This is a genomic window from Streptomyces sp. NPDC017520 (assembly GCF_044329855.1).
Taxonomy (GTDB): Bacteria; Actinomycetota; Actinomycetes; order Streptomycetales; family Streptomycetaceae; genus Streptomyces.
Map to the genome: position 1 here is coordinate 409,364 of NZ_JBIRKB010000002.1, position 22,801 is coordinate 432,164.

A 22,801-nucleotide genomic window follows, 5' to 3' on the forward strand; every position below is an offset into this window, starting at 1 on the left:
TGCGCAGGCAGGGGCCGGTGCTGCGCAGGCAGGGGCCGGTGCTGCGCAGGCAGGGGCCGGTGCTGCGCAGGCAGGGGCCGGTGCTGCGCAGGCAGGGGCCGGTGCTGCGCAGGCAGGCGGCTCGCGGCGGGGGCGGGGGTCCGGCCCTTCCCCTCCCCTGTGCCCCCGTCCGGGGCACGGTCCTCCGGGCGGGCCGACCGGTACTGTTCCGGCTGGGGCGGACACGCCCTGGGGGCCCGCCGCCGGGTTCCCGGACCGGACCCGACGTGACGACCCGCGAGGCAGACCTCCGTGAACCTGGACGACTTCTCCGACCTGATCCAACGCCCCGACGGGGGTGTGCGGCGCGACGCCGAGGAGCGGCGCGAGCGACTGACCGTACCCCCGGGGGCCCTCGGGCGCCTCGACGAGCTGGGCGAGTGGCTCAGCGCCGCGCAGCAGTCCGTGCCGGTCAGGGCCGTCGAGCAGCCGCGTCTGGTGCTCTTCGCGGGTGACCACGGGGTGGCGGAGCTGGGCGTCTCCGGCCGGCCCGCGGGAAGCGCGTACGAGCTGGTGCGCGCCGCCCTCGACGGGGCGAGCCCGGTCTCGGTGCTGGCGCGGCGCTTCTCGGTGCCGATGCGGATCGTGGACGTCTCCCTGGACTGCGATCCGGAGCTGCTGCCCGAGTCCGTGGTGCGGCACCGGGTGCGGCGGGGTTCGGGGCGGATCGACGTCGAGGACGCGATCAGCGCGGAGGAGGCCGAGCAGGCGGTCCGTCTGGGCATCGCGATCGCCGACGAGGAGGCGGACTCCGGCACCGATCTGGTGGTGCTCGGCGACCTCAGCGTGGGCGGGACCACGGCCGCGGCCACCCTCGTCGCGGCGCTCTGCGGAACGGACGCCTCCGTGGTGACCGGTCGCGGCGGTGCGGGCATCGACGACCTGGCGTGGATGCGCAAGTGCGCGGCGATCAGGGACGCGCTGCGCCGGGCTCGGCCGGTGCTCGGTGACCAGCTGGAACTGCTGGCGGCGTCGGGCGGGGCGGATCTGGCGGCGATGACGGGCTTCCTGTTGCAGAGCGCGGTGCGCCGGATGCCGGTGATCCTGGACGGGGTCGTCTCGGCGGCCTGCGCGCTGGTGGCGCAGCGGGCGGCGTTCCGGGCGCCGGACTGGTGGCTGGCCGGTCAGGTCAGCGGGGAGCCCGCGCAGACGAAGGCGCTGGACCGGATGGCGCTGACCCCGCTGCTGGACCACGGTGTGACGGTGGGCGAGGGCAGCGGTGCGCTGCTGGCCCTGCCGCTGGTGCGGGCCGCGGCGGCGCTGGCCGCCGAACTGCCTGAGCGGGAACCGGAGAAGACCGCGGAGGAGAAGGACGCGGAGGGCGCGGAAGCCCCGGAGTCGGGGCCTGGGTCGGAGGCGGCGGCCCTCGACGAGGTCTGAGGCTCCCGGCTTCCCAGCCCACCGCGGACGAGATCGGCGTCACTCGGGTGTCGCTCAACTTCGCCGTCTCCCGGTCCGTCTTCGAGAGGGGATCGCGGCTCGGCGCGCTTCCTCGCCGAACCGCGTACCGACCGACCGGGGGCCCGTTCCATGCTCATGTTCGAGAAGCGCGGATGAGCCGTCTCCCGGCCCTGCGCCGGGCGGCGGTCCGGGAGTGGGGCCCGCTGTTCACGGCCGTACGGCAGGGGGTCGCCGGACGCGGTGCGCGGGCGCTCGCGCTGACGCTGACGGCGGTGACGCTGACCGCGGCCGTCCAGCTGACGCAGAACCAGGCCTGGGGCTACCGGCCGGTGCGGGCCCTCGGAGCCGTACGGGCCGAGGACCCGCTCTGGCTCGCCCTCCTGCGTACCCCGCTGTCCCTGTTCGTGCCCGCGCTCGATCTGCCGGTGTGGGGTGCGCTGGCCCAGATCCTGCTGGTGTTCGGCGTCGCGGAGGTGTGCCTGGGGCGGTGGCGCACGCTCGCGGTGGCGTACGTCGCGACGCTGGCGGGGACGCTGTACGCGCGGATCGGTATCGCGCTCGGGCCGGGGACGTTCCTCGGGCTGCCCGCCTCCGACGCGCAGGTGGTGGACACCGGCCCTTCGGCGGCCGTCGTGGGGCTCGCGGTGTACGTCTGTCACCGGCACCGCGCCTGGTTCACCGGGGCGCTGGTGGTCCTCGCGATGGTCGTGGAGGTCCTGGTCAAGGACAACCTGGCGGGCCGTGAGCATCTGGCCGCCATCGCCGTCGTCCTGGTGGTGTGCGGCGTACGGGAGTGGCGCGGGCGGCGGCGCGTTCAGGATCCGGGCGCGGGCGGCGGCGGGACGCGGTCCGGGGCGCCGACGATGAGGTCCTGGAACTTCCGGCGCGGCCCGGCCCAGCGCACGTCGTGGTGGTAGGCCCGCAGCAGTGCCCGGGAGCGGGCCCGGTGGCGGTGGCGGTAGAAGCGCCGGGCCCAGGGCGAGGTGGGGCGGGCCAGCCGGATCGCGCCGACCAGGGCGACGAACGGGACGAGGGTGCCGAGCACCGCCATCCGCACCTTGCCCTTGAACAGGGCGATCAGGACGAAGCAGAAGTTGATCACGTACGTCGTGATGAGGCCGAGCCTCCCCTGTTGCTCCTCGTCGGTGACGTCGTCGACGCCGAGCGGCGAGAAGCCCGCCAGGACCAGCGCCACCAGCGAGACGGTCAGCACGACCACCTCCACGCTCCGGCGGCCCTCCTCGGTCCAGTACACGTCGTCCAGATGGAGGATCAGGGCGAACTCGTCCAGCACCAGCCCGGCCCCCACCCCGAAGATCACCGCGCAGATCCCCGCGGCCACGCCGTGCCGCCCGCCGGCCACCGCGCCGAATCCGCCGATCACCGTCAGCACGACCCCGGGCACCACGTGGTGGATGTGCACCCCGCCCGGGGTGATGTCGCGGAACGGACCCTTCCCGGCGCGGATCATGCGGGTGATGGTGCGGGTGATCGCGAAGGTCAGGACGAAGGCGGCCAGCGCGAGGAGCAGGGGCGTCTTGCCCGGCTCCGCGATGTTGTCGTGCCACCAGTGACCCATGCCACCCACTCCCGATACGTCAGGTTTCACGGAGATTGGCGTGTTTCGCCCAATCTATCGGTGGGGCCCAGCGGCTAGCCTGCGCGCGGTGACCTCCCTGAACAGCCACGGCATACGTTTCGCCTTCGGCACCCTGACCGTGCTGCCCGTCCGCGTGTCCCGCTGGGACCGCGCGACCGCCCGCTCCGGAATGCTCTGCGCCCCGCTCGCCGGGCTCGTCGTGGGGCTGCTCGCCGGGGCCCTCGGCTCGCTGTCCCTGCTGGCCGGCTCGGGGCCGCTGCTCGCGGCGGTCGCCTCCGCCGCCGTGCCCGCCGCCCTCACCCGGGGGCTGCACCTGGACGGCCTGGCGGACACGGCGGACGGCCTCGGCAGCGGAAAGCCGGCCGAGGAAGCGCTGCGGATCATGAAGCAGTCCGACATTGGGCCGTTCGGTGTCATCACGCTGCTCCTGACCCTGCTGGCCCAGGTCGCGGTCCTCTTCGAGCTGTACGGGGAGAGCTGGGCCCACGGGGCCCTCGCGGCCGTCGTCGCGGGCGTCGCCGCCCGCCTCGCGCTGACCCTGGCGTCCCGTCAGGGCGTCCCGGCGGCCCGGCCGGAGGGGCTCGGCGCGGTGGTGGCGTCCACGGTCCCGGGCGGGCGGGCGCTGCTCGCGGGGGTGGTGACGGTGGCGCTGTGCGCGGCGGCGGGCGCGCTGCTCGGTCCGTACGGGGCGCTGCGCCACGCGCTCGCGGTGCTCGGTGCGCTCGCCGCGGGCGAACTGCTGCTGCGGCACTGCGTGCGGCGGTTCGGCGGGGTCACCGGGGACGTCTTCGGGGGCGTCGAGGAGACGGCGGCGACGGCGGCCCTGGTGGCGCTGACGCTCGGGACCTGACGACGCGGCACATCGACCGCCGCGCTTCCCGGGCCGTTCCGGACCGCAGTGACGGTCGGAGAAGGCCCCGGGAGCCCCGCCGCCGTCATGGAGCAGGAACCGCGCGCGTAGGCTCATTCCCGGCACATCGTCGGGGCGTCTACGATGCGCCGGGCACGGTCGGCCCACCCCTCGACCGAACTCGAACTCAACGGAAGCGAGATTTCACCACCGTGACTGCTCTCACTCTCAGCACTGCCGGTGCGGCGACGCTGCGCGCCGACGCACTCGTCGTCGGCGTCGCCAAGGGCGCTGGGTCCAAGTCGGGTCCGGTCCTCGCGCCCGGCGCCGAGGCCGTGGACAAGGCGTTCGACGGAAAGCTCGCCGCCGTCCTCGCGACCCTGGGCGCCACCGGTGCCGAGGGCGAACTGACCAAGCTGCCCGCCGCGTCCGGCCTCAAGGCCCCGGTCGTCGTCGCGGTCGGTCTCGGTCCGGTCCCGGACAAGGAGGACGCCTACGACGCCGAGGCGCTGCGCCGAGCGGCGGGCACCGCGGCCCGTGCGCTGCACGGCTCCAAGAAGGCCGGCTTCGCGCTGCCCGCCGCCTCCGTCGAGGACGCCGCCGCCGTCGCCGAGGGCGCGCTCCTGGGCGCGTACGCCTTCACCGCCTACCAGGGCGGCGAGAACAAGCTGGCCCCCAAGGACGCGAAGTCCAAGGACAGTGGCCCGAAGCTGCCGCTCGCCGAGGTGGCCCTGCTCGGCGCGAAGCCGCGTGACAAGGCCTACAAGGCCGCCGTCGAGCGCTCCCTGGCCCTGGTCGAGGAGATCAACCGGGCCCGCGACCTGGTCAACACCCCGCCGAACGACCTGTACCCGGAGTCCTTCGCCGCCGTGGCCACCGCCGCGGGCAAGGAGCACGGCGTCAAGGTCCAGGTCCTCGACGAGAAGGCCCTGGTCAAGGGCGGCTTCGGCGGCATCCTCGGCGTCGGCCAGGGCGCCGAGCGCGGCCCGCGCCTGGTGAAGCTCGCCTACACGCACCCGAAGGCGGAGAAGACCCTGGCCCTGGTCGGCAAGGGCATCACCTACGACTCGGGCGGCATCTCGCTCAAGCCGGCCGGCCACAACGAGACGATGAAGTGCGACATGGCCGGCGCCGCCGCCGTGTTCGCCGCCGTCGTCACCGCCGCCCGTCTGGGCCTCAAGGTCAACGTCACCGGCTGGCTGGCGCTGGCCGAGAACATGCCCTCCGGCAACGCCACCCGCCCCGGTGACGTGCTCCGCATGTACAGCGGCAAGACCGTCGAGGTCCTCAACACCGACGCCGAGGGCCGGCTCGTCCTGGCCGACGCGCTGACCCGCGCCTCGGAGGAGAAGCCGGACGCGATCGTCGACGTGGCGACGCTGACCGGCGCGATGGTGCTGGCGCTCGGCAACCGCACCTTCGGCGTGATGGCCAACGACGACGCCTTCCGCACCTCGATCCACGAGACCGCCGAGGAGGTCGGCGAGCCGTCCTGGCCGATGCCGCTCCCCGCCGACCTGCGCAAGGGCATGGACTCCCCCACCGCCGACATCGCCAACATGGGCGAGCGGATGGGCGGCGGCCTGGTGGCCGGCCTGTTCCTGAAGGAGTTCGTGGGCGAGGGCATCGCCTGGGCGCACCTGGACATCGCGGGCCCGGCCTTCCACGAGGGCGCGCCGTACGGCTACACGCCCAAGGGCGGCACCGGCTCCGCGGTCCGCACCCTGGTGCGGCTCGCCGAGCGCACCGCCGACGGCGACCTCGGCTGAGTTCCCGCCTTCCGTCGCGTACGGCCCCGGGCATAGGTCCGGGGCCGTACGTGTTCTCGGAGCGTAAGCGGCAAGGATGAGCGGCACAGGACGGATGGGCGACGGTGGGCGAGCGGGTTTCGCTCTCGACGAACACCGGCCGAAACCGTAGGTATCTACGCAGCAGTAACCCTCCGGAACGGACGATCATCCGTTCCGGATCCGGGCCCCGCGTCCCGCCCACCGTCGACAAGTGCGAAGATGGGTTCTCGGCAGGACAGGGCCCCCACCACAGGGCCGAAGACAAAAGCGGCCGCACACCAGCCGACCGGCCGGTCACACCCCAGCGACGGGGCCCGGCGTACGGCGCACATGCATGGAGGACGTGACGTGGCGAACGACGCCAGCACCGTTTTCGACCTAGTGATCCTCGGCGGTGGCAGTGGCGGTTACGCCGCGGCCCTGCGCGGAGCGCAGCTGGGCCTGGACGTCGCCCTGATCGAGAAGGGCAAGGTCGGCGGCACCTGCCTGCACAACGGCTGCATTCCCACGAAGGCACTGCTGCACGCGGGCGAGATCGCGGACCAGGCCCGCGAGTCGGCCCAGTTCGGCGTGAAGGCGACCTTCGAGGGCATCGACATGGAGGCCGTCAACAAGTACAAGGACGAGGTGATCTCGGGCCTGTACAAGGGTCTCCAGGGACTCATCGCCTCGCGCAAGGTCCACTACATCGAGGGTGAGGGCAAGCTGTCCTCCCCCACCTCGGTGGACGTGAACGGCCAGCGTGTCCAGGGCCGCCACGTGCTGCTGGCGACCGGCTCCGTGCCGAAGTCGCTGCCCGGCCTGGAGATCGACGGCAACCGGATCATCTCCTCGGACCACGCGCTGAAGATGGACCGCGTCCCGAAGTCCGCGATCGTCCTGGGCGGCGGCGTCATCGGCGTCGAGTTCGCCTCGGCGTGGAAGTCCTTCGGCACCGAGATCACCATCGTCGAGGGCCTCAAGCACCTCGTCCCGGTCGAGGACGAGAACAGCTCCAAGCTTCTTGAGCGCGCGTTCCGCAAGCGCGGCATCAAGTTCAACCTCGGCACCTTCTTCGAGAAGGCCGAGTACACCGAGGACGGCGTCCGCGTGACGCTCGCCGACGGCAAGACCTTCGAGGCGGAGCTGCTGCTCGTCGCCATCGGCCGCGGCCCGGTCTCGCAGGGCCTGGGCTACGAGGAGCAGGGCGTCGCGATGGACCGCGGCTACGTCCTGGTCGACGAGTACATGCAGACCAACGTCCCGACGGTCTCGGCCGTGGGCGACCTCGTCCCGACCCTCCAGCTCGCCCACGTCGGCTTCGCCGAGGGCATCCTGGTGGCGGAGCGTCTCGCCGGTCTGAAGACCGTCCCGATCGACTACGACGGCGTGCCCAAGGTGACGTACTGCCACCCCGAGATCGCCTCCGTCGGCATCACCGAGGCCAAGGCCAAGGAGATCTACGGCGCGGACAAGGTCGTCGCCCTCAAGTACAACCTCGCGGGCAACGGCAAGAGCAAGATCCTGAAGACCGCGGGCGAGATCAAGCTCGTCCAGGTCAAGGACGGTGCCGTGGTCGGCGTCCACATGGTGGGCGACCGCATGGGCGAGCAGGTCGGCGAGGCCCAGCTGATCTACAACTGGGAAGCGCTGCCCTCCGAGGTCGCCCAGCTCATCCACGCACACCCGACGCAGAACGAGGCGATGGGCGAGGCTCACCTGGCGCTGGCCGGCAAGCCTCTCCACGCCCACGACTGATCCCCCGGTCCCGGGCGCGACGACCGACCACTTCCGCAATTTCGTAAGGAGCAACTGAAACCATGTCGGTTTCCGTAACCCTTCCGGCGCTCGGCGAGAGCGTCACCGAGGGCACTGTCACCCGTTGGCTGAAGGCCGAGGGCGAGCGCGTCGAGGCCGACGAGCCGTTGCTCGAGGTCTCGACCGACAAGGTCGACACCGAGATCCCGGCCCCCGCGTCCGGTGTTCTGGCCTCCATCAAGGTCGCCGAGGACGAGACCGTCGAGGTCGGCGCCGAGCTGGCCGTCATCGACGACGGCTCGGGCGCGCCGGCCGAGGCCGAGGCTCCCGCAGCCGAGGCCCCCGCCGCCGAGCCCGCCTCCACCCCGGCCCCGCAGGCCGAGGAGGCGCCCACCGCCCCGTCGACCGAGACCGAGGCTCCGGCCCAGGCCCCGACCGCCGAGGCGACCACCGGCGGTTCGTCCGCCGAGGGCACCGACGTCACCCTCCCTGCGCTCGGCGAGAGCGTCACCGAGGGCACCGTCACCCGCTGGCTCAAGGAGGTCGGCGAGGAGGTGGCCGAGGACGAGCCGCTGCTGGAGGTCTCGACGGACAAGGTCGACACCGAGATCCCCGCCCCGGTCGCCGGTGTGCTGCTGGAGATCGTGGTCGGCGAGGACGAGACCGCCGAGGTCGGCGCGAAGCTCGCCGTCATCGGCGCCCCGGGCGCGGCTCCGGCGCAGCCCGCCGCTCCGGCGCAGGAGGCCCCGAAGGCCGAGGCCCCCAAGGCCGAGGAGCCGAAGCAGGAGGCCCCCGCGGCTCCCGCCCCGGCCCCCGCCGCTCCGGCCGCCCCCGCGGCTCCGGCTCCGGCCGCCGCTCCGGCCCAGGCCCCGGCGGCTCCGGCTGCCCCGGCGCCGGCGCAGCCCGCCCCCGCCGCCCCGGCGCCGGCCGCGCCCTCCGGTGACGACGGCGCGTACGTCACGCCGCTGGTCCGCAAGCTCGCGTCCGAGAACAACGTGGACCTGAGCGCGGTCCAGGGCACCGGCGTCGGTGGCCGTATCCGCAAGCAGGACGTCGTCGCCGCCGCGGAGGCCGCCAAGGCCGCCGCGGCCGCTCCGGCCCCGGCCGCTGCTCCGGCCGCCGCCAAGGCGCCGAAGCTGGAGGCGTCCCCGCTGCGCGGTCAGACGGTCAAGATGACCCGCATGCGCAAGGTCATCGGCGAGAACATGATGAAGGCGCTGCACTCGCAGGCCCAGCTGACCACGGTCCTCGAGGTCGACATCACCAAGCTGATGAAGCTGCGCAACCAGGCGAAGGCCGCCTTCGCCGCCCGCGAGGGCGTCAAGCTGTCCCCGATGCCGTTCTTCGTGAAGGCGGCGGCCCAGGCGCTGAAGGCCCACCCGGTCGTCAACGCCCGGATCAACGAGGACGAGGGCACCATCACGTACTTCGACTCGGAGAACATCGGCATCGCCGTGGACGCCGAGAAGGGTCTGATGACCCCGGTCATCAAGGGTGCGGGCGACCTGAACCTCGCCGGCATCGCCAAGAAGACCGCGGAGCTCGCGGGCAAGGCGCGCGGTGGCGGCCTGAAGCCGGACGACATGTCCGGCGCCACCTTCACCATCAGCAACACCGGTTCGCGCGGCGCCCTGTTCGACACCGTCATCGTGCCGCCGAACCAGGCCGCCATCCTGGGCATCGGCGCCACGGTCCGCCGCCCGGTGGTCATCGACCACCCGGACCTCGGCGAGACCATCGCGGTGCGCGACATGACGTACCTCTCGCTCTCCTACGACCACCGTCTGGTGGACGGCGCCGACGCCGCCCGCTACCTGACGTCGGTCAAGGCGATCCTTGAGGCGGGTGAGTTCGAGGTCGAGCTCGGCCTCTGAACGCCCCGGCTGTAACCAGCCTCACCAGCGGCGCCCTCGTCCGGAACTCATCCGGGCGGGGGCGCCGCCGTATTGTCTAGGACGGAGCGGCACGTGGAGGGCGGAAAAAGGAGCGAGGCTGGGTGCGTGCAGCTGCAAGGCGGAGAATTGAGGCATGGCGGAGCCATGGTGATTGACGACAACGCCGCAGATGCGCGTGCCCAGCCTCGCGACGCCGCCCGCCACGTGCCGCTCCGTCCGACACCACAGAAGGCCTACCGCCGCCGTGATGATGTAGGCAGCACCGGTCTGCCCTGAAGGAGCCCTCCATGACCCCGCCCGTCGTCCACTCGCTGCGCGAACAGATCCGCGAGCACATCGTGGAGGGGATCGTCAGCGGGCGCTGGAAGCCGGGTGAGCGGATCGTGGAGCGCCGCATCGCCACCGAGCTGGAGGTCAGCCAGACGCCCGTGCGCGAGGCGCTGCGCGAGCTGGAGACTCTGCGGCTGATCGAGTCGGCCCCCAACAAGGGCGTCCGCGTCCGCAACCTCACCGCGGCCGATCTGGAGGAGAGCTACCCGGTCCGGGCCGGCCTGGAGCAGATCGCGGCGGAGCTGGCGGCCCCGCGGCTCGGCCGGGACTGCTCGGCGCTGGCCCCGCACGTGGCCGCGCTGTACGAGGCGGACCGGCTGGCCGACGGCGAGGCGCAGGTGCGGCACACGGTCGGCTTCCACCGGGAGCTGGTGCGGGCGGCCGGGAACGCGGTGCTGCTGCACACCTGGGAGGGGCTGGGCATCGAGGTGTTCACGGCCCTGTCGATCCGCTGGCTGGGCACGGTGCAGAAGTCGTACGCGGAGGAGCACCAGGCGCTCATCGACGCGTTCCTCGCCGAGGACCCGGGGATCGGGTCCCTGGTGAAGGCGCACGTGCTGGGCTGCGCGCCTCGCGCCTGAGCCTTCCCGGCGCCTGCGAGCCTTTACGGCTCCCGCGAGCCTTCCCGGTCCCGGCGAGCTTTCCTGGTACCTGCGAGCTTTTCCGGTGCCTGCGAGCTTCTCCGGTGCCCCGCGCCCGACCGCTTCCGCGAAGCCCCGATCATCTGGCGCCCGGCCTGCTCTTCCGTGCAGGTCAGCGCCCTATTTGCACGCTATTTCGCGTCACTCCGTGCCCTCTTTCGAGGCACCCCATGCCACTTTTCTTCGTATCGAGAAGTTTTGCCTTCAATCCTTTGATCGATCATCGATCAGCGCCTTACAGTTCATCCGCGGGCCCACCGGCCCCATCGCCCTGTCCTGCCAGTCAGGGCCTTCTCCACCCCCCTCCTCTCCGGAAGGCGGCGATCATGACCGACCCCGTAGGAAAGCTTCCGAGCGAGCTCGACCAGCTCCCGGACCGTGACCCCGAGGAGACCGCCGAATGGGCGGCCTCCCTGGACGCCGTCACCCAGGCCGCCGGCCCGCACCGTGCCGCGTACCTGATGCGCCGCTCGCTGCAGCACGCCGAGGGCGCCGGTCTCGCGCTGCCCAAGCTGCTGGAGACCGATTACGTCAACACCATCCCGACCGCCGCCGAGCCCGCGTTCGACGGCGACCTGGAGATGGAGTCGAGGATCACCGCGTGGAACCGCTGGAACGCGGCCGCGATGGTGACCCGGGGCGCCCGGTACGGGGTCGGCGGCCACATCGCCACCTTCGCCTCGGCCGCCTGGCTCTACGAGACCGGCTTCAACCACTTCTTCCGCGGCAAGGAGGGGGACGGCTCCGGCGACCAGCTCTACATCCAGGGTCACGCCTCCCCCGGCATCTACGCCCGCGCCTTCCTCGACGGCCGGCTCAGCGAGCAGCAGCTCGACAACTTCCGCCAGGAGGCGGGCGGCGACGGTCTGCCCTCCTACCCGCACCCGCGGCGGCTGCCCTGGCTGTGGGAGTTCCCCACCGTGTCGATGGGCCTCGGCCCGCTCTCGGCCATCTACCAGGCGCGCTTCAACCGCTATCTGGCCAACCGCAGCATCAAGGACACGGCCAACTCGCACGTCTGGGCGTTCCTGGGCGACGGCGAGATGGACGAGCCCGAGTCGACCGCGGCCCTCGCGCTGGCCTCCCGTGAGCAGCTCGACAACCTGACCTTCGTCATCAACTGCAACCTGCAGCGCCTCGACGGCCCGGTCCGCGCCAACTTCCGCGTGGTCCAGGAGCTGGAGGCGCAGTTCCGCGGGGCCGGCTGGAACGTCGTCAAGACGCTCTGGGGCAACGCCTGGGACGAGCTGTTCCAGCTGGACACCACGGGCGCGCTGCTGCGCCGCCTGCGCGAGGTCCCGGACGCGCAGTTCCAGACGTACGCCACCCGCGACGTCGCCTACATCCGCGAGCACTTCTTCGGCGCCGAGCCCGCGCTCGCCGAGCTGGCGAAACTGCTCACCGACGCGAAGATCGGCGAGTGTTTCTACACCTCGCGCGGCGGCCACGAGGCCCGCAAGGTGTACGCGGCCTACCGCGCGGCCGTGGAGCACAAGGGCGCGCCGACCGTGATCCTGGCCCAGACGGTCAAGGGCTACACGCTCGGCAAGGGCTTCGAGTCCAAGAACGCCAACCACCAGATGAAGAAGCTGTCGATCGACGAGTTCAAGGGCATGCGCGAGCTGCTCGGCCTCCCGATCCCCGACAGCGCCTTCGAGGACGGTCTCGTCCCCTACGGCCACCCCGGCGCCGACTCCCCCGAGGTCCGCTACCTCCAGGAGCGCCGTGCCGCCCTCGGCGGCCCCGCCCCGGCCCGCCGGATCCACGCCGCGGCTCCGCTTCCGCAGCCCGAGGAGCGCGCGTTCAAGGCCCTGTACAAGGGGTCCGGCAAGCAGGAGATGGCCACCACCATGGCGTTCGTCCGCCTGGTGAAGGACCTGATGCGGGACAAGGAGACCGGCAAGCGCTGGGTGCCGATCGTCCCGGACGAGGCCCGTACCTTCGGTATGGAGTCGCTCTTCCCGTCCGCCGGCATCTACTCGCCGCTGGGCCAGACGTACGACCCGGTCGACCGCGACCAGCTGATGTACTACAAGGAGGCCAAGGACGGCCAGATCCTCAACGAGGGGATCACCGAGGCCGGGTCCATGGCCGACTTCATCGCCGCCGCCACGTCGTACGCGACGCACGGCGAGACGATGATCCCGTTCTACATCTTCTACTCGATGTTCGGCTGGCAGCGGACCGGCGACCAGATGTGGCAGCTCGCCGACCAGCTCGGCAAGGGCTTCATCGTCGGCGCGACGGCCGGCCGTACGACCCTGACGGGTGAGGGCCTCCAGCACGCGGACGGCCACTCGCACCTGATCGCGGCCACCAACCCGGCCTCGCTCAACTACGACCCGGCGTTCGCGTACGAGGTCGCGGTGATCGTCAAGGACGGTCTGCGGCGGATGTACGGCCCCGAGGCCGAGGACGTCTTCTACTACCTGACGGTCTACAACGAGCCGAAGCCCCAGCCCGCGATGCCCGAGGGCGTCGAGGAGGGCATCGTCAAGGGCCTGTACCGCTTCAAGGAGGGCACGCCCGCGAAGGCGGACGCGCCGCGCATCCAGCTGCTCTCCTCCGGTACGGCGATCCACTGGGCCCTGGAGGCCCAGGAGGTGCTGGCCGCCGACTGGGGCGTCACGGCCGACGTCTGGTCAGCCACCTCGTGGGGCGAGCTGCGCCGCGACGCGCTGGAGGCCGACGAGGCGCTGCTCCGCGGTGAGCAGCGGGTCCCGTACGTGACGCAGGCGCTCTCCGGCGCGCCGGGCCCGGTGCTCGCGGTCAGCGACTGGATGCGCCAGGTCCCGGACCAGATCAGCCAGTGGGTGGAGCAGGACTGGTCCTCGCTCGGCACGGACGGCTTCGGCCTCTCCGACACCCGCGCCGCGGCCCGCCGCCACTTCGGCGTCGACGCCCAGTCGATCGTGGTGGCGTCGCTGGCCCAGCTCGCCAAGCGCGGCGAGGTCCCGGCCTCCGCGATCAAGGAGGCCCGGGAGCGCTACGGCCTCTGAGCCGCCGGCCCGACCCTGCCCCCCGGCTGCCGGGGTGGAAGTGCCCGACAGCGCTTCCGCCCCGGCAGAAGCGCTGTCGGGGGGGTCCGCTACCGCCACAATGGGGCCATGCGCGCTGCCCGGCTGATCAAGATGGTGCTGCTCCTTCAGGCCCGCCCGGCGATGACCGCCGCCGAGCTGGCGGCCGAGCTGGAGGTGTCGGAGCGTACGGTCACCCGGGACGCGCAGGCGCTCTCCGACGCGGGCGTCCCGGTGTACGCGGAGCGCGGCCGGGCCGGCGGCTACCGGCTCGTCGGCGGCTACCGCACCCGGCTGACCGGCCTCGCCCGGGACGAGGCGGAGGCGCTGTTCCTCTCCGGACTGCCCGCCGCGCTGCGCGAGATGGGGCTGGAGGACGCGGCGTCGGCCGCCCGCCTCAAGGTGTCGGCGGCGCTGCTGCCCTCCCTCCGTGACGCCTCCTCCTCCGCTGCCCGGCGCTTCCACCTGGACGCGCCCTCCTGGTACCACGAGCCGGAGCCCCCCGAACTGCTGCCCGTCATCGCCGACGCGGTCTGGGACGACCGGCTGCTGCGGGCCCGCTACCGCAGGGGCGGGGGCCGCGAGCAGGAGGGGACGGAGGTGGCGCGGGAGCTGGCTCCGTACGGTCTCGTCCTCAAGGCCGGCGTCTGGTATCTCTGCGCCCGGGCGGGCGAGGACTTCCGGGTCTACCGGATCGACCGCTTCACCGCCGTGGAGCCCGACGAGAGACGCTTCGACCGGGACGAGACCTTCGACCTGCCCGGGTTCTGGGAGGAGCGGGCCGCCGGGTTCGCCCGGTCCCTGCTGCGCAGCGAGGTGACCGTACGGGTGTCCGGGCGCGGGGCGCGGATGCTGGCGTACGCCGGTGACCGGGCGGCGGCCGCCACCGCGCTCGCGGAGGCTTCCGAGCCGGGCCCGGACGGCCTGCGCACCCTCACGCTGCCGGTGGAATCGCTGGACGTGGCCTACGGCCAGCTGCTGGCGCTGGGGCCCGAGTTGGAGGTCCTGGCGCCCGAGTCGCTGCGGGTGCGCTTCGCCGAAGCGGCCGAACGTCTGCGCGAGATGTATCGCTGAAAGGCTTCAATTCGGTGTCTGCGCGTGCGGGAGCCCCCGGCAGGCTGGATGCTGGACCCGTGATGGACGAAACGGAATTCTGGGAGATCATCGACAGCACCCGCGAGGCCGCCGAGGGCGACCCCGAGGACCACGCCGACCTGCTGGTGGAACGGCTGGTGCAGCTCGATCCCGATTCCGTGCTGGACTTCGCCCGGCACTTCGAGGCCCGCTACAACCGCGCCTACCACTGGGATCTGTGGGGCGCGGCGGCCGTGCTGCTGGGCGGGGCGAGCGACGACGCGTTCGACTACTTCCGCTGCTGGCTGATCGGCCAGGGCCGGGAGGTCTTCGAGGGGGCGCTGCACGATCCGGACGGCCTGGCGGAGTCGCTGGAGGACTTCGACGAGCAGATCGACGGGGACGGCGAGGAGCTGGGCTACGCGGCCGACGAGGCGTACGAGCAGCTCACCGGCGTGGTCGCGCCGGACCTGGGGCTGCCGCCGCAGGCCGCGGAGCCGCTGGGCTCCCCGGTCGACTTCGAGGACGAGGAGGCACTCGCCGCCCGCTTCCCCGAGCTGTGGGACCGCTTCGGGCCCCGGTGACCCCCGGCGCCAGATCCTCGGCGCCCGGGCCCTCGGCGCTCGCTCGGACCCCCGGCGCTCAGGCGGGGCCGAGCGAGCGTCCCATGCAGACATCGTCGACGTAACGTCCGTTCAGGAAGAACTCCCCGGGCAGCACCCCCTCGACGGCGAAGCCCTCGGAGACGTACAGGGCGCGGGCGGGGTCGTTGTGCGCGAGCACCCGCAGCGTGATCCGGTTGGCGCCCTGACGGCGGGCCTCGGCGAACGCGGCCCGCAGCAGGGTCCGCCCCACGCCGGCCCCGCGCGCCCAGGTCGCCACGGCGAGGCCCCGGATCTGGCGGACATGGGCGTTGGCGGCTAGCGGGGTGGGCGGGACGATGCCTATGTACCCGGCGATCCTTGGTGCGCCGCCCGCCGTCTCCGCCGCGTCCGCCTCCACCACCAGGAACTCCTCCGGCGGGTTCCGCTCCCCGAAGAAGGGGTCGAACGGGGGCACGGGCTTCGGCAGGACCGCGTGCAGGGTCGACCAGGTGGACCGGTCGAGCTCGGCGAGCTGGTCGTCGTCGGCGGGCGCGGCGGTGCGGACGGGGCGGAGGGTGAGTGCGGCCATGGGGTCACTTTGTCACGCGGTGCCCCCGGTGTTCGAGGCGTTTCATGGGGCAGGATGGGCCCATGCCGAGCTCCCGTATCGCCGTCAGCGGATCGTCCGGACTCATCGGGGCGGCGCTGGTGCGCTCGCTGCGCGCCGACGGGCACGAGGTGGCCCGCCTGGTGCGCCGCCCCGCCAGAACCGGCGACGAGGTGGAGTGGGACCCCAGGCGCGGTTACGTGGACGTGGCCGGCCTCGTCGGCTGCGACGCCGTCGTGCACCTGGCCGGGGCCGGGGTGGGCGACCACCGCTGGACCGACGCCTACAAGCGGGAGATCCGGGACAGCCGGGTCCTGGGGACCGCCGCGGTCGCCGAGGCCGTCGCCTCGCTCGACACCCCGCCGCGCGTGCTGCTCGCCGGGTCCGCCATCGGCTTCTACGGCGACACCGGGGACCGCCCGGTGGACGAGGGCGCGCCGCCCGGGGACGGGTTCCTGCCCTCGGTCTGCGAGGAGTGGGAGGCGGCCACCGCCGCCGCCGAGGAAGCGGGCGTCCGCACGGTGCACGCGCGGACCGGGCTGGTCGTCGGCCGCGAGGGCGGGGCCTGGGGGCGGCTGTTCCCGCTGTTCAGGGCGGGGCTGGGCGGGAAGCTGGGCAACGGCCGCCAGTACTGGAGCTTCATCGCGCTGCACGACCAGGTCTCGGCGCTGCGCCACATCCTGGACACCGAGGCGCTGACCGGCCCGGTGAACCTGACCGGGCCGAAGCCCGTCACCAACGCCGAGGTGACCGCCGCGATGGGGCGGGTGCTGCGCCGCCCGACGCTGTTCCCCGTGCCGGCGCCCGCGCTGCGGCTCGCGCTCGGAGAGTTCGCGGAGGATGTGCTGGGCAGCCAGCGGGTGATCCCGGCGAAGCTGCTGGACTCCGGCTTCTCGTTCGCCTTCCCGGGCATCGACGAGGCGATCCGCGCCGCGCTGCCCTGATCCGGCCGCACGTCCACCGGTCCCTCGCAGTCACGCGCCGTTCTTCGCGGCGCCGGCCGGTCACGGGCCGTTCTTCGCGGCGCCGGCCGGTCGCGCTCGCGGTTTCTCATGGCCCCAACGGTCGCGCCTCGCGGTTTCTCACGAGGCCGACCGGCCGGGCTCACGGTTTCCCACGGGCCGACGGTCGCACCGGGGGCGCGTGTGCGACCCCGTGCCCCTGTGCTCCCCGGCACGCGCGTCTGACCGAGTATCAGCCATCGTCCTAGCTTCGTTGCGAACTCCGGCATTCCGGGGGCCTGTTGGGGGCAAGAGCCCCCCACCAGTCGCACCGACTCGGGGAGGGGCACGTGCGCAGCACGGCACACCACGCAGACGTGATCATCATCGGGGCCGGAATCGCCGGCCTGTCAGCGGCCCACCTGCTCGTCCGGGCGGGGCTCGGCGTCAGTGTCCTGGAGGCCGAGCCCCGGGTGGGCGGCCGGCTCACCACCGACGAGACGGACGGGTTCCGGCTCGACCGGCTCGGGCCGCTCCTCTGCACCTCCTGGCCCGAGCTGACCGGCACCCCGGGGCTCGGCGTCCCGGAGCTGCGGGAGTTCGCGCCGGGCGTTCTGGTCCACAGCGAGGGCCGCCGCCAGCTCACCGGCGATATACGGAGCGCGAGGGGCGCATTCAAGGCAGTGCGCACCCGTTCGAGCGCCCCCCGAGCCGCCCGGGCTTCCCGCACGCCCTGGGCACCGCAGAGCGCGTACGGGCACGAGCACGGCGCCCCGGCGCGCGGGGGCGGCCGGGGCGCCGTGGTGACCGGTGCGATCGACCGGGCCCGGCTGAGCGCGGCGCTGTCCCGGCTGGCGGCCACCCCGCAGGCCCGGCTCCTGGCCCGCCCGGAGCGGACCACCGGGGGCGCCCTGCCCGGCGTCGGCCTGCCCGCCCGTACGGTGGACGGCGTCCTGCGCCCCCTGCTCACGGCCCTGCTCAGCGACCCCGTCCTCACCACGTCGAGCCGGCGCGCCGATCTCGCCCTGCGGGACTACGCACGCGGCGGCCTGTGCGTACCGGCGGGCGGGTCGTCCGCGCTGCCGGAGCTGCTGGCGGCCGCACTGCCGCCGGGCACGGTCAGGACCGGGGTGCACGTCACGGCCGCCGACATCACCTCCGTACGCACCAAGGAGCACGGTGAACTGGGGTGCCGCTCCCTGCTGCTGGCGACCGGCGCGGGGGCCGCGGCCGAGCTGCTGCCCGGTCTGCGGGTGCCGTCCTTCCACCCGGTGACGGTCCTTCACCACACCGCGCCCGCCCCGCCGCCCACGGGCAGGTCGCTGGTGCTGGACGGCGACCGGTCGGGCCCGGTGGCGTACACCGCGGTGATGAGCGAGGTCGACCCCTCGCGGGCGCCGGAGGGCCGGACGCTGATCACCTCGACGGTGCTCGGGACCCCGCCGCCGGGCCTGGACCGCTCGGTGCGGGCGCACCTGGCGGCGCTGTACGGCGTACCGACGGGCGGCTGGGAGCTGCTGGCGGCCCACCACGACCCGGAGGCGGTGCCCGCGATGGAGGCCCCGCACGATCCGCGCCGACCGGTGCGGGTGCTGGCCGGGCTGTACGTGTGCGGCGACCACCGCGACACGAGCACGGTCCAGGGCGCGCTGCACTCGGGGCGGCGGGCGGCCGAGGCGATCCTGACCGACCTGGCGGTCCCGGGCACGCACGAGGGGAGCCCGCGCCTGCCGGAGGCCGCGTGACGCACCCGGACGCACCCCTTGCCGCGGCCTTTGCCGTGCTCCTGACCGCGCCCCGGCCGGGGCGGCCGAGAGCTTCCGCCGAGGGGCGGTTCAGCCCAGGGCGGCGACCCGGTCGCGGTAGCCGCGTACGGCGACCGCGTCTCGGTAGGGCTCCAGGCTGCGCTCGAAGGCGCGTACGTACTCGGTGGCGCGCACCGAGCGCATCTCGGCCGCCTGCTGCGCCGCCTCCGCGCCCAGCAGGCAGGCCTGGTCCAGCTCGCCCAGGCCCAGCCGGGCCGAGGCGAGAACCACCCGGCAGAACAGCCTGCTGCGGGCGTACGCCGGTGCGCGCAGCTGGAGCGACCGCTCGGCGTGCTGGGCGGCGGCCCGGTACTGCTGGAGGTCGCGATGGCAGTGGCCCAGCTCGTCGGCGAGCTGCGCCTCGTCGAAGGTGCGGGCCCAGTGCGGCACCTCGTCGCCGGGGCGCGCGGTCTCCAGGGCGTGTTCGGCCCGGGTCAGGGCGGCGGTGCAGGAGCGCGCCTCGCCGAGCACGGCGTGGCCGCGCGCCTCGACCGCGTGCAGCAGCGCCTGGACGAGGAGCGGGGCGGCCGAGCCGACGCCCTGCTGGGCCACGCGGGCGAGCTGGACGGCTTCCCTGCCGTGCCCGAGGTAGACCGCCTGGCGGCTCATCGTGATCAGGACGTAGGCGCCGTACGCACGGTCGCCGGCCGCCTGGGCGAGCCGCAGCGCCTGGACGAAGTACCGCTGGGCCAGGCCGTGGGCGGCGATGTCGTACGAGGTCCAGCCGGCCAGCCGGGTCAGGTCGGCCACCGCGGCGAACAGCCGCCGTCCGGTGGCCTCGCCGTACGTGCCCCGGAGCATCGGCTCGGCCTCGTGCTCCAGATACCGCACGAGGGCCTGCCGGGCATGGCCGCCGCCGTAGGCGTGGTCGAGGGTGCGGAACAGCTCGCCGACCGAGCGCAGCGCGGCGACGTCCCCGCCGCCGACCCGCTGGCCGGGGCCGCGGTCCGTCTGGCGCTGGCGCGGGACCATGGGCAGCGCCCCGGTCCCGGGCGACGCCCCGGCGGCGGGCGGGTGCGTGGCGGACGGGCCCGGGGGCGCGGGCCTTGGCGGGCCGGTGGCCGGGCGCGGGAGTCCACGGGCCTCGGTGCGCGACGCCCTCTCCGGGCGGCCGGGCGGGGTGGCCGTGGACTCTCCCCCGGCCCGGCGGGCGGCGGCGCCGTCCCGGGCCACCCATTCGTCGGCCCGGCCGATCAGCCAGTCACGGCTGGGAACGACGAGTCCGGCCGGGGTGAAGGCGATCTTGCGCAGCTCGACGTGGGTGCCGGAGTCCTTGCGCCAGAGACCGCTGACGATGTCGACCGCCTCGGCGGGGGTGGCGGCGAACTCCAGCCCCGCGTAGACGGGCGCGCAGGCGTCGAGCCCGAGGTCCTGCGCGGAGAGCCGCCTCCCGAGCCGCCGGGTGAACACCTCGGCGATCAGCGCGGGCGTGGTACCGCGCGGCTGCTGCCCCCGCAGCCAGCGAGTGACCGAGGTTTTGTCGTACCGCAGGTCGAGGCCGTGTTCGAGTCCGAGCTGATCGACCCGGCGGGCCAGGCCGGCGTGCGAGAAGCCGGCTTCCGCGATGAGTGAGGCGAGTCTGCGGTTGGGCGTGCGCTGCGGGGGTCGTTCCGACATCAGCTGTACGGTCTCCTGCCTTCGGGGCCGGACGGGCAGCCCTCATGGGAACGGCGCGAATTTAGCGGCCACCGGAGGGGTCACAGCCACCCTTTGCTCCTCGTTCATCCGATCGTGTGAGGATTCCGGGCGGAGCTGACGGAAACGTCCGGCTCGTGGACGATCCGGCCCCGCGCCGCGAACCGGTGCGGGGCCGGTCCCCCGCGCCGGCCCCGCACCTGCCGGGGGGCTGTTCGGGCGACGGTCGTACAGTGGACGAGGGCGCGATCAGTGCAGGGTTCCGTCACCCCGGGGACACCCCTCCGGGCACGCGGAACCCACATAGGGAGGCATCGGTGAGCGAACTGCGGTTCGTCCGTCTGGGCTTCGGCGAACAGGCCGTCGAGTACACGGAGGCTTGGCAGAAGCAGCGCGAGGTGCACGCGGACCGGTTCGAGGACCGGGTGCCGGACACCTGTCTGCTCCTGGAACACCCGCCCGTCTACACCGCGGGACGTCGCACGGCGGAGAGCGAGCGTCCGCTGGACGGCACCCCGGTCATCGACGTGGACCGCGGCGGGAAGATCACCTGGCACGGCCCCGGGCAGCTCGTCGGCTACCCGATCCAGAAGCTGCCGCGCCCGGTCGACGTCGTCGCGCACGTCCGCCGGCTGGAGGACGCGCTGATCCGCACGGCCGCGGACTTCGGCGTGGAGACCTCCCGGGTCGAGGGCCGCAGCGGCGTCTGGGTGCTCGGTGACCCGGTCGAGCAGCGCCGGGCGCTGGGCGGCCTCTCGCTGGACTTCGACCCGAGGCTCCAGGACGAGGAGTTCGACGCGCGGCTGAACGGCCCCGAGTACGCCCCGTCCAACGCCGGCCAGCGCCGCGAGGACCGCAAGCTGGCCGCGATCGGGATCCGGGTCGCCAAGGGCGTCACGATGCACGGCTTCTCGCTCAACGTGAACCCGGACAACACCTGGTTCGACCGGATCGTGCCGTGCGGCATCCGCGACGCGGGGGTCACGTCCCTCGCCAACGAGCTGGGCCGGGAGATCACCATCGAGGAGGTGCTGCCGGTCGCCGAGAAGCATCTGCGCGACATCCTGGAGAACGCGGAGCTCGCGCCGCGCGTGATCGAGCGGCCGGAGGCCGCGTCCACGGTTCCGGCCCCGGCCCCCGCCTGAGGACCACGAGCCGAACCGACCTACCGACCTGCCGACCTGCCGGCTTACCGGCCAGTAGCCCCGAGCGCCGCCACCGGCCGGGGAATAGGCCCCGTCGGCCGCAGGTTGGGCAGGCGTAAGACCGTTTGATGTACGGGCGTACCCTGGTGTTCGCCAAAGAATCCCAAGCGATTCCCTCGCGCATCGCTCGCGCATCCCACGCGAACCCGACGCGAATCCAACGCAGCAGAGAGCAAAGGGGAGCCGGAGTGTCCGCTGTCGCACCCGACGGGCGCAAGATGCTGCGCCTGGAGGTCCGGAACAGCCAGACCCCCATCGAGCGCAAGCCCGAGTGGATCAAAACGCGGGCGAAGATGGGCCCCGAGTACAAGCAGCTGCAGCAGCTGGTGAAGGGCGAAGGGCTGCACACGGTCTGCCAGGAGGCGGGCTGTCCCAACATCTTCGAGTGCTGGGAGGACCGCGAGGCCACCTTCCTCATCGGCGGCGACCAGTGCACCCGGCGCTGCGACTTCTGCCAGATCGACACGGGCAAGCCGCAGGCGCTGGACCGTGACGAGCCCCGCCGCGTCGGCGAGTCGGTCGTCACGATGGACCTGAACTACGCCACCATCACCGGCGTCGCCCGCGACGACCTGGAGGACGGCGGCGCCTGGCTGTACGCCGAGACCGTCCGCCAGATCCACACGCTCACCGCGGAGCGGGAGGCGGGGGCGACCAAGGTCGAGCTGCTGATCCCCGACTTCAACGCCGAGCCCGAGCAGCTCGCGGAGGTCTTCTCCTCGCGCCCCGAGGTGCTCGCGCACAACGTGGAGACGGTGCCGCGGATCTTCAAGCGGATCCGCCCCGGCTTCCGTTACGAGCGTTCCCTGGAGGTCATCACCCGGGCCCGCGAGGCCGGTCTGATCACCAAGTCGAACCTGATCCTCGGCATGGGCGAGACCCGCGAGGAAGTCAGCGAGGCGCTCCAGGACCTGTACGACGCGGGTTGCGAGCTCATCACGATTACGCAGTACCTGCGCCCCTCGGTACGGCACCACCCGGTCGAGCGCTGGGTGAAGCCGCACGAGTTCGTCGAGCTGAAGGACGAGGCCGACGCGATCGGCTACTCCGGCGTGATGTCGGGCCCGCTGGTGCGGTCCTCGTACCGCGCGGGACGTCTCTTCCAGCAGGCGATGGAGGCGCGCGGCGTCGCCGTCGTCGGGAGCACCCAGGCCGCACAGGCCGTGTGAATCCGCTCACGAGCGAATACCGAGCAGTAACCGCATCGCCCGAAGCGGTCCGGACGCTCCCCGCAGGTCGGGGACGCGTACGGACCGCTTCGGCGTGCGCGGCGCCGGAATCAAGGCTTCATTGGTGTTTGACCGCCCGGTCATGCACTGGTAACACCAAACAGTGACCCTGGGTACACGTGCGGCAGCGGCTCCGGCAGCCGTCGCCGCCACCGCTTCCCACACTCATCCGCGCCCCGGAGGCGCATCCGTTCCGAGGGGGAACACCACGATGCAGGCCGCACCGGTCCGCGCCCACGCCCTTCCGTCCGTCACCACCGCCCTGCGCGCCGTCGAGTCGCTGCTGCTCAGCAGCGGCCAGCGCACCGCCCGTCGCAACGCCTGGACGGCCGTCCTGGAGGACCGCCGCCGCGCCAAGGACCGGGTGGAGGCCGAGCACGTGCTGGAAGCCGTGGCCGACCAGCGTTCCTAGGTCGCTCCC

18 protein-coding genes are annotated in these 22,801 nt (G+C 73.1%); 15 read left to right on the plus strand and 3 right to left on the minus strand.

All coding sequences use genetic code 11. The features are described from left to right. The first annotated feature begins 291 nt into the window (after positions 1-291). The gene (gene cobT, locus ACH4KB_RS05930) at positions 292-1,419 is read left to right on the plus strand and encodes a nicotinate-nucleotide--dimethylbenzimidazole phosphoribosyltransferase (RefSeq protein WP_398063954.1); all 1,128 of its coding nucleotides are present in this window, start codon (positions 292-294) and stop codon (positions 1,417-1,419) included. A gap of 173 nt (positions 1,420-1,592) precedes the next feature. Then, complete coding sequence (locus ACH4KB_RS05935; protein WP_398063957.1) at positions 1,593-2,357, plus strand: hypothetical protein; 765 nt, start codon at positions 1,593-1,595, stop codon at positions 2,355-2,357. Here ACH4KB_RS05935 and ACH4KB_RS05940 read toward each other — a convergent pair. Continuing rightward, a complete protein-coding gene (locus tag ACH4KB_RS05940) occupies positions 2,255-3,019 on the minus strand; it encodes a hypothetical protein (RefSeq protein ID WP_398063959.1) in 765 nt (254 codons plus the stop codon). The genes ACH4KB_RS05935 and ACH4KB_RS05940 overlap by 103 nt on opposite strands. A gap of 88 nt (positions 3,020-3,107) precedes the next feature. On the opposite strand from ACH4KB_RS05940, the gene ACH4KB_RS05945 reads away from it, so the two are divergent. From ACH4KB_RS05945 to ACH4KB_RS05980, 8 genes are all read left to right on the plus strand, one after another. After that, complete coding sequence (locus ACH4KB_RS05945) at positions 3,108-3,890, plus strand: adenosylcobinamide-GDP ribazoletransferase (protein WP_398063962.1); 783 nt, start codon at positions 3,108-3,110, stop codon at positions 3,888-3,890. A 212-nt stretch (positions 3,891-4,102) separates the two neighbouring features. Then, a complete protein-coding gene (locus tag ACH4KB_RS05950; RefSeq protein ID WP_398063964.1) occupies positions 4,103-5,659 on the plus strand; it encodes a leucyl aminopeptidase in 1,557 nt (518 codons plus the stop codon). A 369-nt stretch (positions 5,660-6,028) separates the two neighbouring features. Further along, positions 6,029-7,417: a dihydrolipoyl dehydrogenase gene (gene lpdA, locus ACH4KB_RS05955; RefSeq protein ID WP_398063967.1), complete on the plus strand. Its 1,389-nt coding sequence runs from the start codon at positions 6,029-6,031 to the stop codon at positions 7,415-7,417. 62 nt (positions 7,418-7,479) lie between these two features. After that, positions 7,480-9,291 carry a 2-oxoglutarate dehydrogenase, E2 component, dihydrolipoamide succinyltransferase gene (gene sucB / locus ACH4KB_RS05960; protein WP_398063969.1) on the plus strand — a complete coding sequence of 604 codons (1,812 nt, stop codon included), beginning with the start codon at positions 7,480-7,482 and terminating at the stop codon, positions 9,289-9,291. Positions 9,292-9,599: 308 nt separating this feature from the next. After that, positions 9,600-10,223 carry a GntR family transcriptional regulator gene (locus ACH4KB_RS05965; protein ID WP_398063971.1) on the plus strand — a complete coding sequence of 208 codons (624 nt, stop codon included), beginning with the start codon at positions 9,600-9,602 and terminating at the stop codon, positions 10,221-10,223. A gap of 386 nt (positions 10,224-10,609) precedes the next feature. Next, positions 10,610-13,282, plus strand: coding sequence for a pyruvate dehydrogenase (acetyl-transferring), homodimeric type (gene aceE / locus ACH4KB_RS05970; protein WP_398063973.1), 2,673 nt, complete (start codon positions 10,610-10,612; stop codon positions 13,280-13,282). Positions 13,283-13,390: 108 nt separating this feature from the next. After that, the gene (locus ACH4KB_RS05975) at positions 13,391-14,374 is read left to right on the plus strand and encodes a helix-turn-helix transcriptional regulator (protein ID WP_398063975.1); all 984 of its coding nucleotides are present in this window, start codon (positions 13,391-13,393) and stop codon (positions 14,372-14,374) included. 62 nt (positions 14,375-14,436) lie between these two features. Beyond that, the gene (locus tag ACH4KB_RS05980) at positions 14,437-14,958 is read left to right on the plus strand and encodes a DUF4240 domain-containing protein (RefSeq protein ID WP_398064652.1); all 522 of its coding nucleotides are present in this window, start codon (positions 14,437-14,439) and stop codon (positions 14,956-14,958) included. A gap of 58 nt (positions 14,959-15,016) precedes the next feature. On the opposite strand, the gene ACH4KB_RS05985 is transcribed toward ACH4KB_RS05980, so the two are convergent. Next, positions 15,017-15,547: a GNAT family N-acetyltransferase gene (locus ACH4KB_RS05985; protein WP_398063977.1), complete on the minus strand. Its 531-nt coding sequence runs from the start codon at positions 15,545-15,547 to the stop codon at positions 15,017-15,019. Between the two features lie 62 nt (positions 15,548-15,609). Between ACH4KB_RS05985 and ACH4KB_RS05990 the strand changes: the two genes are divergently transcribed. Together ACH4KB_RS05990 and ACH4KB_RS05995 are read left to right on the plus strand one after the other, a co-directional pair. After that, positions 15,610-16,509 carry a TIGR01777 family oxidoreductase gene (locus tag ACH4KB_RS05990; protein ID WP_398063979.1) on the plus strand — a complete coding sequence of 300 codons (900 nt, stop codon included), beginning with the start codon at positions 15,610-15,612 and terminating at the stop codon, positions 16,507-16,509. A 347-nt stretch (positions 16,510-16,856) separates the two neighbouring features. After that, the gene (locus tag ACH4KB_RS05995) at positions 16,857-18,251 is read left to right on the plus strand and encodes an FAD-dependent oxidoreductase (RefSeq protein WP_398063982.1); all 1,395 of its coding nucleotides are present in this window, start codon (positions 16,857-16,859) and stop codon (positions 18,249-18,251) included. A gap of 90 nt (positions 18,252-18,341) precedes the next feature. On the opposite strand, the gene ACH4KB_RS06000 is transcribed toward ACH4KB_RS05995, so the two are convergent. Beyond that, a complete protein-coding gene (locus ACH4KB_RS06000) occupies positions 18,342-19,928 on the minus strand; it encodes a regulator (RefSeq protein ID WP_398063984.1) in 1,587 nt (528 codons plus the stop codon). A 335-nt stretch (positions 19,929-20,263) separates the two neighbouring features. On the opposite strand from ACH4KB_RS06000, the gene lipB reads away from it, so the two are divergent. From lipB to ACH4KB_RS06015, 3 genes are all read left to right on the plus strand, one after another. Further along, on the plus strand, positions 20,264-21,091 hold the full coding sequence (gene lipB, locus ACH4KB_RS06005; RefSeq protein ID WP_398063986.1) for a lipoyl(octanoyl) transferase LipB: 828 nt from the start codon (positions 20,264-20,266) through the stop codon (positions 21,089-21,091). A 248-nt stretch (positions 21,092-21,339) separates the two neighbouring features. Continuing rightward, positions 21,340-22,320: a lipoyl synthase gene (lipA, locus tag ACH4KB_RS06010; protein ID WP_398063988.1), complete on the plus strand. Its 981-nt coding sequence runs from the start codon at positions 21,340-21,342 to the stop codon at positions 22,318-22,320. A gap of 271 nt (positions 22,321-22,591) precedes the next feature. Beyond that, a complete protein-coding gene (locus ACH4KB_RS06015) occupies positions 22,592-22,792 on the plus strand; it encodes a hypothetical protein (protein WP_398063990.1) in 201 nt (66 codons plus the stop codon). The last annotated feature ends 9 nt before the right edge of the window (positions 22,793-22,801 follow it).